Raw genomic sequence first — 13127 nt, 5'->3', positions numbered from 1 at the left:
CCGGGTACAGACTGCAGAAATGCAGCGGAACTGCATATTGTGAACTTGAACCTCCATGGCCATCTGCCTGGAGGCTTTTTTCACGAAAGGGAGATCGGAAATGCAGAAGTAATCACGTAGTCTTACCAGAAGAATGCTGTTTGCCATGAGTGCAGCCATCATCGCCGGACTTGGCGTGATCCCACTGCGCGAGCATCTGAATGCATCGGGGAATTCAGATAGCTGGAACGTCATCAATCATCTTCTGTTTGCGGACATCTCCGCATCCGGCAATGAAAGTGCCATCGGCCTCTTCTACATCATCGGACCACTTTTCGTGAGATCCCTGCAGCTGGTCATCGTTCCGATGGTCTTCACCAGCATCGTGCTGGCAATGGTCCGCATCTCGGACGGAAAGACTTTCTGACCGTAACGCCAGGTATCCGGTTTGCCGAAGACGCAAAAGGAGACCAGAAGCGGGTCACGACTCCTTCAATGGCCAGAAAGCTCGGCAGCACCTATATCGTGGTCGGCAGATCCATCACAGGTGCAGCAGATCCTGTCGCTGCCTATCGCAGGGCAATGCAGGAATTCACGGAAGGAGAATATGCATGAAAAAGGAAATTGCTTCAGATCTTCTGAGAATCGGTGCGGTATTTCTGAGACCGGAGGAACCGTTCACCTGGGCATCCGGAATCAAGTCGCCGATCTACTGCGACAATCGCCTGACGCTGTCGGATGTCAGCGTGCGCAGCGACGTGGAACATGCATTAGCAGAACTGGTCAGGGAACATTTCCCGGAATGCCAGCAGCTGATGGGAACCAGCACAGCTGGCATTGCGCATGCGGCAATCACCGCTGAAATCCTCGGCCTTCCGATGGGATATGTGCGTTCCAGCGCGAAAGATCATGGCCGCGGCAGCCAGATTGAAGGAAAGTGCGAACCAGGCACAAAGGTTGTCGTCATCGAAGATCTGATCTCAACCTCAGGATCATGTGTCGAAGTTGCAGAAGTGCTGAGAAAAGCAGGATGCGAAGTGCTCGGCATCGTATCGATCTTCACGTATGGCATGAAGAAAGCTGCAGATCGTCTGCAGGAACATCATCTCGTGAATTACAGTGCTTCGGATTATGACACGCTGCTGGAAATCGCAGTCGAAGAAAACCGCATCCGCAGAGACCAGGTCAGCGCCTTGCTGGCGTTCCGCGACAATCCTTGTGACGAAAGCTGGATCACCGGTTCTTCAGCAGCGAAATAACGGCATGTGCTGCCGGCGGCAGAATCCTTGATCCGGATTCAATCAGATGGAGTTTCCTGATCGGCAGGGTTTCCCGGATCGGAATCTCCTGCAGAGTGCCGGGATATCTGGCTTCTTCTGCCAGCTTCTCAGGCAGAAAGCCGATGCCGAGCCCGGCTGCGATCGCAGCTCCGACCTGTTCCAGACTCGACGCTTCCATAGCCGGGCGGAATGGGATATGGTGCTTCAGAAAGAATAATTCATAGTATTCCCGCGTGCTTGATCCGGTGTTCATCGTGACCGGCGGGAACTGATTCATCAGCTGCAGCAGAGAAGTTTCTTTTTCTGCAGCTTTTCTGATTTCCTCAGTGCCGTAGAGCCTTTCTTTCATATCCGAAAGCACCGTGCTGCGGCAGGTTTTCGGCAGGGAGAGCGGATCGGTGACAACGGCAAAATCTGCCATCCCCATTTCGACCTGATCAATGGCAGGTGGTGTATTCATGGAGGTGATGCGGAAGCGAATCTTCGGATACTTCTTTCGGAATTCAGTGATTGCCGGAAGAAGAATCAGCCGCATGCCGGCATCGGTAGCAGTGATGGTCACCATGCCTGATTTCAGGCCGATCTCGGAATTCACAGCAGCTTCGCCAGCATCCAGCTGAACCACTGCAGCCGAGACGTGCCGGTAGAGCTCCTTGCCAGCAGAAGTCAGCGTGACACCGCCTCTCGTGCGGATGAAGAGCCGGCAGCCAAGCTGAGCTTCCAGGTTGGAAATGCAGCGGGTAATATTCGGCTGGCTGTTATTCAGAAGCTTTGCTGCGTTCGTGAAACTGCCGGAAGAAGCGACATAATAGAAGATTCGGTAGTAGTCATAGCTGATCATGCAGTTATTATAATAAATTGATATGTAAGATATATGAAAAATACATTTGTTGTGAGATTGTGAAATCATTATAATTTTCGTGCTGAGGCAGAAATGCCTTGATAAGGGAGGAAGAAATGAAGAAACTGATTGCACTTGTTTCGACCATGGCCATGGCTGTGTCCCTGGCAGGATGCAGCTCTTCGGGAAATGATCAGTCCGCAGCTTCGGCGTCTGCCGGTGTATCCGGAACGTTCGAAGGAACAGCCCAGGGCAAGGGCGGAGATGTTACCGTCACGCTGACGCTGACAGATTCCAAGATCACAGACGTATCGATTGAAGGCAAGGATGAGACTCCGGGCATCGGCGATACTGCGATGGAGACGATGGCACAGGAGATCAAGGATTCCGGAAGTATCGGAGTTGATACGGTTTCCGGTGCTACGGTTACCAGTGATGCAGTTCTGGAAGCAGCAGCTGCAGCGCTGACTTCCGCAGGACTGAATCCGGATGATTACAAGACCGCAGTCTCTGCTGCAACCGCAGCCGGAGATGTCACGGAAGAAGCAGATGTTGTCGTAGTCGGTGCCGGCGGAGCGGGCATGGTTGCCGCAATCACGGCAGCGGATGCAGGCAAGTCGGTCATCATTCTGGAAAGCCAGGCAATGGGCGGCGGCAACTCCGTACGTTCGACCGGCGGCATGAATGCGGCTAAGACCGTCTACCAGGATGACAATGACTTCGATGAAGCAGCCGGTGTCGAGAAGGCATTGAAGACGGCAGCAGAGAAATATGCAGACAATGAGACGATCACTGCACTGGCCAAGACAGTTCAGGAACAGTGGGATGCATACCAGGCAGATCCGCAGGGATACTTCGATTCCACCGAGCTGTTTGAACTGGATACGATGATCGGCGGCAAGGGCATCAATGATCCGGAACTGGTGAAGACGCTCTGCGAGAACAGCGCAGATGCGATTGACTGGCTGGATACGATCGGTGCATCTCTGCACAACGTCGCACAGTTCGGCGGCGCAAGCGTCAAGCGGATTCACCGTCCGGTCAATGACGAGGGCAAGACCGTTGCAGTCGGAGCTTATCTGGTTCCGATTCTGACGCAGAATGTCGAGGACAGAGGCATCACGGTTCATTACAACACAACAGCGAATAAGATTCTGATGTCGGATGGCAAGGCAGCCGGGGTTCAGGCAGAGCAGAAGGATGGTTCCACGCTGACCGTCAATGCGAAGGCAGTGGTATTAGCTACCGGAGGCTTCGGTGCAAACAATGCGATGGTTGCAGAGCAGAATCCGGCACTGGACGGCTATATCACGACGAACGCACCGGGCGCACAGGGCCAGGGCATCGTGATGGCAACGGCAGAGGATGTCGGAGCAGCGACGGTAGATATGGATCAGATCCAGCTTCATCCGACAGTTCATGTCGCAGATGACGGCAGTGCAAACCTGATCACGGAAGGACTCCGCGGAGATGGTGCAATTCTCGTGAACAAGGAAGGATCCCGTTTCACGGATGAAGTCGGTACGAGAGACAAGGTCAGTGCAGACGAGAATGCGCAGACAGACGGCCAGGCATGGCTGATTGTCGACCAGTCGATGTATGATGCTTCGACGGTCATCCAGGGCTATGTAACCAAGGGATGGACGGTTCAGGGCGATACGGTCGCAGATCTGGCTGCAGCGATGGGTGTTGACGCTGATACGCTGACAAAGACGATTGATGACTGGAATACATGCGTTGCCAATGAGAGCGATCCGGATTTCGGCAGAACCTCATTCAACCATCAGCTGGAAGGCACGATGTATGCGATCCTGGTACAGCCGGGTGTCCATCATACGATGGGCGGCCTGAAGATCGATTCTTCTGCAGAAGTAGAGAAAGCAGATTCGAGCGTGATTCCGGGACTGTTCGCAGCAGGCGAAGTGACGGGCGGCGTGCATGGTGCAAACCGTCTGGGCGGAAACGCAGTCGCAGACTTCGTCGTATTCGGCAGAATCGCTGGTCAGAGTGCTGCTGATTACGCTAAGTAATCATTATTTCTGAACGATTGATTGCCGCAGATTTCCATCGGAGGTCTGCGGTTTTCTTATGCCCTGGCATTCCTGCATGAACTGCTATAATACCGGTATGACCGCACACGAGAAGCCTGCATATTCCGTGCAGATGGATTTTGATGAAGAGGGAAATCTGCTGGAGGTTCATACTTCAAAGGGAGAAGAACCGGAAGCACCTGCAGTGCATCCGGGCAGGAAGGCAAAGTTCACTGCTTTCCTGTATGTGCTTTCTGCGCTCTGCTTTTTTCTCTTCTGGATATTTCGGAAAGAGGCAGATCCTGCTTTGCAAAATGGCTTCCTGTTCGGCGGAATTGCGGTATTTCTATGGGCATCAATCCGGATTCTTGCGGCATCAGGTTCGCAGGGAAGATGGATGAGCCGGGAAGAATTTCTGGAAGACTGGATTGTCGACCGTAAAACACAGAAGGGATACAAGTATCAGGATGAACCGGGATGCTATGTGATCGCTTCCTATGAACGCCCTCTGAAATCTTCGGATCAGATCCGGAATTATCAGAATGTGTATGTCGGTCAGTCCCTGCGGGTTTATCATCGGATCTTCAGTCATTTCTCGGGAAGGGGCAATGGCGAAGTATACAGCGATATCCGGGATGGACTCTATGTGTATGTAAGGGTTGTTTTGTGCAGGGAAAAGAAGCTCAATGAGATGGAGCGCAGACTGATACAGGTGTATCATGCGACGAAGTCTTATAATAAGACCGAAGGCGGCGGAACGATCCGCCGATAGGAGTGAATATGACTGATTTTCTTGATGAATTCTTTGAATACAAAGCCCAGGAGATCTCGCATTTTGCAGAGTTTCTGGAAGAGTCGCATCATCCGCTGCTGATCGGAATTGATGGCAGGTGTGCATCCGGCAAGACGACATTTGCAGGATTGCTTTGCGCAAAGCTGAACTGTCCGGTGATTCATGCGGATGATTTCTTTCTGAGGCCTGAGCAGCGTACGGAAGCACGGTATGCCGAGCCTGGCGGAAATATGGACCGGGAGCGTCTGGAAGAAGTGCTGGAACAGGTGAAGCAGCAGAAAGAAGTGACGTTTCAGAGATTTGACTGCAAGGTGATGCAGATGGGAGATCAGATTACGGTTCCTGCTTCAGAAGCGGTCATTGTGGAAGGTTCCTACTGCCTGCATCCGGATCTTCGGAAGTATTATGGTCTGAAGATCTTTCTGGATGTGAGTCCGGAGGATCAGATGGAAAGACTGAAGAAGAGAGAACCTGCAGAGAAGGTTCAGGTGTTTCAGAATCAGTGGATTCCTCTGGAAGAGAAATACTTTGCGTCCTGCGGGGTGCAGGATGTGTGCGATGTGACCGTGAATTCCTCGATGAAGGACACGGAGTTCTGAAAGGAGAACGGGAAGTATGCTGGAAAAAGAATTTGTATCTGCGATGCCGAAGCTTGGGTTCGGTCTGATGAGACTGCCTAGAAAGAGCGAGAATGTCATTGACACGGAAGAAGCAGCACAGATGACGGATGCGTTTCTGGCTGCGGGGATGAAGTATTTCGATACGGCATATGTGTATGACGGATCGGAAGAAGCGTGCCGCAAGGCTCTGGTAGAGCGTCATCCGCGTGATTCGTTCTATCTGGCAGACAAGCTCAATGCGTCGAAATGGGCAGTCAGCTCTGAAGAGGAAGCAAAGAAGGAATTCGAGACTTCTCTGGAACGGACGGGTGCAGGCTACTTCGATTTCTATCTGCTGCATGCGCTGTCTTCTGAAAATCTGAAGTTCTATGATTCGTATGGCATCTGGGACTTCGTGAAGCAGAAGAAGGCAGAGGGGAAGATCCGCCACATGGGCTTCTCGTTCCATGATACGCCAGAAGTTCTGGATTCGATTCTGACCGCTCACCCGGAAGCAGAGTTCGTGCAGCTGCAGCTGAATTATGCCGACTGGGAGAATCCGGAAGTGCAGTCGCGGAAGAACTATGAAGTATGCGTGAAACATGGCAAGCCGGTGGTGGTCATGGAGCCGGTCAAGGGAGGCAGTCTTGCCAATCCGCTGCCGGTGATTGCCGAAGAGATGAAGACTGTGAATCCAGAGAGATCTTATGCATCGTGGGCTATCCGCTTTGCGGCTTCCCTGCCGGATGTCATGGTCGTGCTTTCCGGAATGTCCTCGCTGGAGCAGATGAATGACAATCTGTCTTATATGAAAGACTTCACGCCGCTAAGCGAGAAGGAACAGGAAGTTCTGGAACATGCACGCAAGGCAATGGCGGAGGTCAAGACGATTCCATGCACGGCATGCCATTACTGCACAGGCGGATGCCCGATGCATATCGAGATTCCGGGGGTATTCAAAGCCGTCAACCGCAGACTTGTCTACAATGATCTGGAAGGCGCAAAGCGTGATTATCAGCGTCTGCTGAAAGATCATGGTGCTGCAAGTTCCTGCGTGCATTGCGGACAGTGCGAAGATGCATGCCCTCAGCACATCGAGATCCGGAAACATCTGGAAGAAGCAGCAGCGATGCTGGAAGGCTGATCTGATTCAGGCAGAAACGGGAATTCCTGTTTCTGCTTTTTTCTATGAAAAGAGATCCCAGGAAGGGATCTCAGAACTGATAAGCTGCGGGGATGTGAATCACAGAAGGATCGAAAGACTTCATATCCGGAACACCGGTATACATGCACAGTTCAGAAAGCTGCCGATTCATCTTCGTGACCTGGCGGATGACGCCTTCGCGTCCTTCCTTCAGCAGCGGCATCAGAATGCCTCTGCCCACCGAAACTGCATCTGCCCCGAGCGCAAGTGCCTTGTAGGCATCATAGCCGCTGCTGATCGAGCAGTCGCAGAAGATTGCGACATCGCTTCCATCCAGAGCTTTGCGGATTTCGGGGAGAATGGAGACCGGCGGGATGCCGAACGGAACGCGGCCATGGTGATGGGAAACGAATACGGCAGCTGCTCCGGCATCTCTTGCCTTCAGCGCATCGGATACTGACAGCACGCCTTTGACGACAAAAGGCAGATCTGCTTCCCGGATATAGCTGCATAGATCTTCGTATAATACCGGTCCCATCGGAATGGAATCCACGACATCATACTCGCCGTCTTTTCCGGCAATGTGATCGATATCGATGCCGACAGCGGCAGCGCCTGCTTCCTTCGCGGCTTTCATCTCGCTGCGGATGCGGTCATGGTCGGCGAACGGTTTGATGATCCGCACCGTATCGGCGCCTTCTTTCATGATCTCCTGAAAGGTCTCATCACTTTCCATGCCGACCCAGTTCAGGGTATGCAGGTCTGCGGCAGCTGCCGCATATTCTGACATTGGCAGCCTGCCATTGCCAGGATTCTTGTTCAGATGCGAGAAAGCCGGCATCATGATCGAGGTCTGATAAGTTTTCTGAAAGATCGTGACGGAGAGGTCCGGCTTGACGGAATCAATCAGCCTCATCTCGACATGAAGGCTGTCGAGATACCGCCGGGCGGTAACATTGGCATCTTCTGCGGATCCATCCGTAACCGGAATTACACCGGCGGGATCCGGCCAGGGACTATTCATCGTATTGGTCATAAGTTCTCCTTTTTCGGTATAACGATAGCGCAATGATCTCTTCCGGGCAAATGAAGCAGAGCGATTGAGGGAAGCACCATGTGCTAGAATTGTCTCATGAGAAAGAAGCAGGCAAAGTTCTATGCATGGCTGGTGCTGTCGGCGCTTGTTCTGCTTTTTCTGTATTTTCTGCCATACAGCTGGAATCTCCTGAAGAGCATTCTGACACATCAGCCATTAAGCATGGATGATACATATCTGATTGCCTATGACTATGTGCGCCAGGGCACTCCATACTACCGGGAATTCTGCCGGCTGATTGATTCCGGAGAGATCTTCTGGAGCTGGAATTCATTTCTAGGGAATTCGTTCTATACGTCTAAGGCATTATTTCTGATCGGGGATCCCTTTGCCTGGATCGGATATCTTCTGTACCGGGTGATTTCCTATCTTCCTACGGTGCAGTTTCTGATGACCGGGCTCAGGCTTCTGACGGCATGCGTGACGTGCTCCATCTGGCTCAGAAAGCTGAATCGTTCAGACGCTTCGGTATTCCTGTTCTCGCTGCTGTTCATGTTCAGCGGATGGACGGATGTCTTTCTGGAACAGATTCAGTTTCTGAGTTTCTATGTCTTCCTTCCGCTGTTTCTTGCCGGACTGGAAGACATGCTGCAGAAGCGGTCGGGAAAGCTCCTGGTCTTCTCCTCGTTCCTTTGTGCGTGCATCAATTTCTATCTGTTCTGGCCGCTAGGCTTATTCGGAGTTCTGTACTGGATCGTGCGCTGGCAGCAGATCCATGGATCGCTGAAGCAGACGCATTTCTTCCGTCATGCATGGTCTGCTCTCCTGAAGATTCTGCTTGGCATCGGGCTGGCCGGATTTCTGGTTGTGCCTGCGCTTTGGACAATGCTGGAAAGCCCGCGTCTTTCCGGTACGCTGAATCATTATTCCTGGTGGAGTTTCACGAATGTGTGTGCGATTGTGATGAGCTTTTTCATTCCGGTTATCAGGGGATCGCATCTGCTGTATCACGACTACTGGTATTACTTCTATCAGATCGGAACGTATGCTGGCACTATCTCTCTTCTGGCAGTGCCGCAGGCTTTGAAGGGAAAGAAATGGAACAGAGTCCTTCTCATTGTGACGCTGGTGACGTTTGCTGCTCCGCAGTTCGGGCTGCTGTTTCATCTGACGTATTCGCTGAGGTATTCATTCATCGCTGTGCTTTGTCTGGTGATGCTCGGATCAGAGGCATTGGATGAGGTGCCGGATGAAGTTCTTCTGAAGAAGACGTCAGCTGTGCTTCTGATTCTTTCTGCAGTGCTTGGCATCGTGATTCCGCTTGCGCAGAAGATTGAGTTCTCCCTAGGCTATCCGGAACAGATCATGCTTGGCGCGGCAGTGGTCATGATTGCGCTGGAAGGATATCTCTGGAAGAAACAGCGCCCTCGTGCTCTGATGACTGCAGTTCTGGCGGAGGCCTTGGTGTTCGGAAACGTTTCGATGCGCAGTGCGATCTCCATCGGCGAAGAGGCAGAGTATCTTGCCTATGATGCAGAGATCCAGGAGATCATGGATACGCTGCGGGGAATGGATGATTCCTTCTTCCGGGTGGATCTCAATACCGGCATTCAGGCAGATCAGAATTCTCTGGCCAATGCCGGCATGTATTACGGCATTCCGTCCTTATCCAGCTATGACAGTCTCTATGAGCCTGCGCTTCATGATTATCTTTCCTGGATCGGTCTCTATCCGGATGTGAACTGGCAATTCAATCTGCAGGATTCTGGACAGTTTGCATTGCTGGATGCGAAGTATTCCATCTGCTCGCCGAAGTATTCGGAATCGGTGCGGAACGATACCCCGATCTTCTCGACCGAACACTTCAATGTCTACCGCAATGAAGCTGCCCAGGGCATGGCATTTTCTGCAGAGGAGCTGACAAAGGAATCCGTCCTCAATGAACTGGCAGAAGAACCTGAACAGAATCATGAACAGATCATGGAACTGCTGGAGAAGACCGTGATTGTTCCGGATGAGGAATATGAGAATCTTCAGAATTGTCTCTCTGTCTCCCGGAAGTTCAGTTCTCCGGAAGAATGGTCCGGAACCGATGTGAAGTTCACGATTCAGGATGATGCAGAAACATTCTGGGTATTCTCGATACCGGATTCGGATGGCTGGAAGATCACAGTGAATGGAACCGATGCAGAATCGATCCGTACAGACGGAGGATTCATCGGATTAGTGCTTCCTGAGGGAACATGTGAAGTCTCGTTCCATTATTCCGTGAAGGGACTCTCTCAGGGCATCGCGTGCAGTGCTGGTTCCCTCATCGTTCTGACTCTTCTGGCAATGAAGAACAAGAAATAAAAAAGAGAGCCCCGCAGGTGCAGAGCTCCGGATGGGATCAGAAGGCTCAGTTCTTCTTCGGTGCGCCGAGCATCTTATTCACGACGATGCCCAGGATCAATGCCGTCGCAACTGCGGTGAGCGTCACGTGTGAGAAGTTCAGCGAGAGACCGCCGATGCCGGCAATCAGGATGACGGATACCACGAAGAGGTTGCGGCCTTCTTCGAGGTCGACATTCTGGATCATCTTGAGACCGGAGACAGCGATGAATCCGTAGAGGGCCATGCACACACCGCCCATGACGCAGGACGGAATGCTGGAGATGAAGGCGACGATCGGGCTGAAGAAGGAGAGGATGATGCACTCGACGGCTGCCGCGATGATCGTTGCGGTAGAGGCGTTGCGGGTGATGGCAACGCAGGCAATCGACTCGCCATATGTCGTATTCGGGCAGCCTCCGAAGAACGCGCCGACCATAGAGCCGATGCCGTCGCCTAAGAGCGTATGATCCAGGCCAGGATCTTTCAGAAGATCTGCGTCAATGATCGAGGAGATGTTTTTATGGTCCGCGATGTGTTCAGCAAAGACGACGAAGGCAACCGGCACATAAGCCATGAAGAGAACGCCGAGGTATTCCGCATCGATCTGGCTGAAGCCTTGTGCTGCGGTCAGGAAGGTGAAGTCAGGAACCTGCAGGAATGTCTTCAGCGTGATGCCGCCTTCCGAGAGTGCCTGGAAGGACTGGAAGCTGATGATCTGCAGATCTGCATTGCCGGTGCTGTTTCCGATCAGGGTGAAGATCAGGGCAACGGCATATCCGCACAGGATGCCGATGATGAACGGGATCATGCGGATGTGCGAATTGCCGTAGGTGCTTGCCAGCATCGTTGCGAACAGGGCGATGATTCCGCAGAGGATCGCGATGTTGGTCTGGGCACCGGTAGCGCTGCTGACCTGCAGATTCGAGATGGCGCTGCCGGCCAGCGAGAGACCGATGATCGAGACAGTCGGACCGATGACTACCGCCGGCATGAGGCGGTCAATCCAGCCGGTTCCGGATGCCTTGACCGCAATGGCCAGGACTACATAGACCAGGCCGGCGAATATTGCACCGATGATGAGACCTGCATAGCCTGCCTGCAGGCTGACTGCGCCGGCGAAGGCGGCGGTCATCGAACCGATAAATGCAAAGGAGGAGCCCAGGAATACCGGACTCTTTTTCTTGGTGAACAGAACATAAGTCAATGTGCCGAGGCCTGCTCCAAACAATGCTGCAGCAGTGGACATGCCGTTGCCGACAACCATCGGAACGGTGATGGTAGCTGCCATGATCGCAAGTACCTGCTGAAAGGCATAGACGATGAGCTGGGGAAATGCTGGTTTGTCGTTGACGCCGTAGGTCAGTTTCATGAAATACTCCCTTTCTTTCTCGTGCTGAGCGCTGACCATGTCATGAAAAAACACGGCCTTCGCTCAAGGAAAGCCGTGTACATACTAAAACTGTTCCGGATGTACCTGCAGTCCTTGGCGGCCTCACGGGACCTGCCTTAAAGCACTGACGGAATAGTACTATGGAATCTGATCCGCGTCAATGGAATTCTCAGAGATAGGAAACCGTCTCGGAAAGGTCCTTGCGCGAGCTGTGATTCGGGAGCGGCATGCCGTTTTCAGACGGGTAGCCAAGATCCAGCAAGGCAAGTATCTGCTCGTTTTCCGGAAGAGAAAGGGCTTCTGCCAGCTTGTCAGGATCGAAGAAATTGACCCAGCAGCTGCCGACGCCTTCGTTGTACGCTGCCAGCATCAGATGGGTGGTGACAATCGCAGCATCCTCGATGCCGGAGCTGTACTTTCCGCCCGGATACGTGAAGACATGTTCCTGATTGAATGCAATGGCGAGAACTACCGGGGCATGATAGCGGCAGGGTGTTTCTGCATCTATGGCTGCAAGTGCCTGTTCTGATTTCAGCACGTAGATATGCTGTTCCTGAAGATTCTTGGCAGTCGGGGCAAGTCTTCCTGCTTCGAGGATTGCATCAAGCTTCTCCTGTTCCAGGGGACGATCGGAATAATTCTTGCAGGAATATCGATTTCTGATCACTTCTGAGAATTCCATACTGCTTCTCCTGTTCAGTCTTCCAAGAGATCATAGCAGGAACGCACGACATCCGCACTGCGCTTCAGGTTCTTGCTTTCGCCTTTGGCCAGCCGGATCTCGACGATTTCTTTCGCACCAGTACGGTCAAGGATCGTCGGGACGGAAAGACATACTCCTGTCAGTCCGTATTGTCCTCTCAGCATGACGGAGACCGGATAGATCCGGTTCTCATTCAGCAGGATGGACTTCAGAATCGCGCAGGTCGATGCGGCAATTCCATAGGAAGTATTATGCTTGCGGTTGAAGATCTCCCAGCCTGCTTTCTTCGTCTGTTCCTGCAGGCGGTCCAGGTCGACGTCGCCCGCTCTGGAACGATTGTCTTCCATGACATCGCGCAGCTGCTTGCCGCCAACCGTGGCAGTGCTCCAGGCCACCATTTCCGAATCGCCATGCTCGCCCATCACATAGGCAGAGACGCTCTTGGAGTTCAGTTCGAACAGGCTGCCTATCTCACAGCATAGTCTAGCTGTATCGAGAGTGGTGCCGGAACCGATGACCTGTCTTTCCGGCAGGCCGGAAAGCTTCTGGATATAATAGGTCATCAGATCTACCGGATTCGAGACAACGATGAAGATGCCGCTGAATCCGGAGGCCATGACGGAAGAGACAATGGATTTCATGACTTTCTTGCTGGGAGCCAGCCAGGTCAGGCGGTCGTTGGAAGTATCCATCGGGGCGGAAGCAGTGACGATGATGGCATCCGCATCCGAACAGTCGCTGTAGCCGCCGGCATAGACCTGCATGTTGCGGTTCATGAAATGCACTGCATGCGTCAGGTCCATCGCTTCTCCGATTGCTTTCTCCTTGTTCATATCAATCAGGCAGAGCTGATCGCACAGCCCTATATTCACGATCGTATAGGCACAGGTGGCGCCGACATTCCCGACGCCGATAATCACGACTTTCGTACTTTTCAGGTTCATTCTTCTTCCTCTTTC

12 protein-coding genes and 1 pseudogene are annotated in these 13127 nt (G+C 52.6%); 8 read left to right on the top strand and 5 right to left on the bottom strand.

Annotated elements, in window-relative coordinates:
- Positions 1-133 precede the first annotated feature (133 nt).
- The 3 genes and pseudogenes from C7E00_RS11535 (at position 134) to pyrE (ending at position 1238) form a co-directional block, all read left to right on the top strand.
- Positions 134-406, top strand: coding sequence for a hypothetical protein (locus C7E00_RS11535; RefSeq protein ID WP_105304408.1), 273 nt, complete (start codon positions 134-136; stop codon positions 404-406).
- Positions 397-594: pseudogene (locus tag C7E00_RS11530) on the top strand (orotidine 5'-phosphate decarboxylase / HUMPS family protein); the annotation flags it as partial. The gene C7E00_RS11535 and the pseudogene C7E00_RS11530, both read left to right, overlap by 10 nt.
- Entirely contained in the window at positions 591-1238 is a 648-nt protein-coding gene (gene pyrE / locus C7E00_RS11525) for an orotate phosphoribosyltransferase (RefSeq protein ID WP_105304406.1), read from the top strand. The pseudogene C7E00_RS11530 and the gene pyrE, both read left to right, overlap by 4 nt.
- On the opposite strand, the gene C7E00_RS11520 is transcribed toward pyrE, so the two are convergent.
- Positions 1213-2100 carry a LysR family transcriptional regulator gene (locus tag C7E00_RS11520; protein WP_167836575.1) on the bottom strand — a complete coding sequence of 296 codons (888 nt, stop codon included), beginning with the start codon at positions 2098-2100 and terminating at the stop codon, positions 1213-1215. The genes pyrE and C7E00_RS11520 overlap by 26 nt on opposite strands.
- Positions 2101-2216: 116 nt before the next feature.
- On the opposite strand from C7E00_RS11520, the gene C7E00_RS11515 reads away from it, so the two are divergent.
- From C7E00_RS11515 to C7E00_RS11500, 4 genes are all read left to right on the top strand, one after another.
- The gene (locus tag C7E00_RS11515) at positions 2217-4130 is read left to right on the top strand and encodes a flavocytochrome c (protein ID WP_105304404.1); all 1914 of its coding nucleotides are present in this window, start codon (positions 2217-2219) and stop codon (positions 4128-4130) included.
- A 76-nt stretch (positions 4131-4206) separates the two neighbouring features.
- Positions 4207-4902, top strand: coding sequence for a hypothetical protein (locus C7E00_RS11510; protein ID WP_135358214.1), 696 nt, complete (start codon positions 4207-4209; stop codon positions 4900-4902).
- Between the two features lie 8 nt (positions 4903-4910).
- The gene (locus C7E00_RS11505; RefSeq protein ID WP_105304402.1) at positions 4911-5522 is read left to right on the top strand and encodes a uridine kinase family protein; all 612 of its coding nucleotides are present in this window, start codon (positions 4911-4913) and stop codon (positions 5520-5522) included.
- Positions 5523-5538: 16 nt separating this feature from the next.
- The gene (locus C7E00_RS11500) at positions 5539-6666 is read left to right on the top strand and encodes an aldo/keto reductase (RefSeq protein ID WP_105304401.1); all 1128 of its coding nucleotides are present in this window, start codon (positions 5539-5541) and stop codon (positions 6664-6666) included.
- Positions 6667-6736: 70 nt separating this feature from the next.
- On the opposite strand, the gene C7E00_RS11495 is transcribed toward C7E00_RS11500, so the two are convergent.
- Complete coding sequence (locus C7E00_RS11495; RefSeq protein WP_105304400.1) at positions 6737-7702, bottom strand: alpha-hydroxy-acid oxidizing protein; 966 nt, start codon at positions 7700-7702, stop codon at positions 6737-6739.
- A gap of 96 nt (positions 7703-7798) precedes the next feature.
- Between C7E00_RS11495 and C7E00_RS11490 the strand changes: the two genes are divergently transcribed.
- A complete protein-coding gene (locus C7E00_RS11490) occupies positions 7799-10054 on the top strand; it encodes a YfhO family protein (RefSeq protein WP_105304399.1) in 2256 nt (751 codons plus the stop codon).
- A 46-nt stretch (positions 10055-10100) separates the two neighbouring features.
- Here the strand turns inward: C7E00_RS11490 and C7E00_RS11485 are convergent, their stop codons facing one another.
- From C7E00_RS11485 to C7E00_RS11475, 3 genes are all read right to left on the bottom strand, one after another.
- Entirely contained in the window at positions 10101-11444 is a 1344-nt protein-coding gene (locus tag C7E00_RS11485; RefSeq protein ID WP_105304948.1) for a uracil-xanthine permease family protein, read from the bottom strand.
- A gap of 190 nt (positions 11445-11634) precedes the next feature.
- Positions 11635-12147 (bottom strand): nitroreductase family protein, encoded by a 513-nt coding sequence (locus C7E00_RS11480; protein WP_105304398.1) that lies wholly within the window; start codon positions 12145-12147, stop codon positions 11635-11637.
- A 14-nt stretch (positions 12148-12161) separates the two neighbouring features.
- On the bottom strand, positions 12162-13112 hold the full coding sequence (locus tag C7E00_RS11475; RefSeq protein WP_105304397.1) for an L-lactate dehydrogenase: 951 nt from the start codon (positions 13110-13112) through the stop codon (positions 12162-12164).
- Positions 13113-13127: the final 15 nt, after the last annotated feature.

Origin of the sequence: Anaerolactibacter massiliensis (assembly GCF_900290205.1) — a bacterium.
GTDB lineage: Bacteria > Bacillota_I > Bacilli_A > Erysipelotrichales > Erysipelotrichaceae > Bulleidia > Bulleidia intestinalis.
Note: the sequence above shows the minus strand (reverse complement) of the source record. Positions and strands in the feature narration are given on the sequence as shown.

Excerpts from the sequence above, each read along its gene's own strand:
- C7E00_RS11535 (WP_105304408.1), top strand. The coding sequence starts at position 134 with ATGCTGTTTGCCATGAGTGCAGCCATCATCGCCGGACTTGGCGTGATC.
- pyrE (WP_105304406.1), top strand. The coding sequence starts at position 591 with ATGAAAAAGGAAATTGCTTCAGATCTTCTGAGAATCGGTGCGGTATTT.
- C7E00_RS11520 (WP_167836575.1), bottom strand. The coding sequence starts at position 2,100 with ATGATCAGCTATGACTACTACCGAATCTTCTATTATGTCGCTTCTTCC.
- C7E00_RS11515 (WP_105304404.1), top strand. The coding sequence starts at position 2,217 with ATGAAGAAACTGATTGCACTTGTTTCGACCATGGCCATGGCTGTGTCC.
- C7E00_RS11510 (WP_135358214.1), top strand. The coding sequence starts at position 4,207 with ATGAACTGCTATAATACCGGTATGACCGCACACGAGAAGCCTGCATAT.
- C7E00_RS11505 (WP_105304402.1), top strand. The coding sequence starts at position 4,911 with ATGACTGATTTTCTTGATGAATTCTTTGAATACAAAGCCCAGGAGATC.
- C7E00_RS11500 (WP_105304401.1), top strand. The coding sequence starts at position 5,539 with ATGCTGGAAAAAGAATTTGTATCTGCGATGCCGAAGCTTGGGTTCGGT.
- C7E00_RS11495 (WP_105304400.1), bottom strand. The coding sequence starts at position 7,702 with ATGACCAATACGATGAATAGTCCCTGGCCGGATCCCGCCGGTGTAATT.
- C7E00_RS11490 (WP_105304399.1), top strand. The coding sequence starts at position 7,799 with ATGAGAAAGAAGCAGGCAAAGTTCTATGCATGGCTGGTGCTGTCGGCG.
- C7E00_RS11485 (WP_105304948.1), bottom strand. The coding sequence starts at position 11,444 with ATGAAACTGACCTACGGCGTCAACGACAAACCAGCATTTCCCCAGCTC.
- C7E00_RS11480 (WP_105304398.1), bottom strand. The coding sequence starts at position 12,147 with ATGGAATTCTCAGAAGTGATCAGAAATCGATATTCCTGCAAGAATTAT.
- C7E00_RS11475 (WP_105304397.1), bottom strand. The coding sequence starts at position 13,112 with ATGAACCTGAAAAGTACGAAAGTCGTGATTATCGGCGTCGGGAATGTC.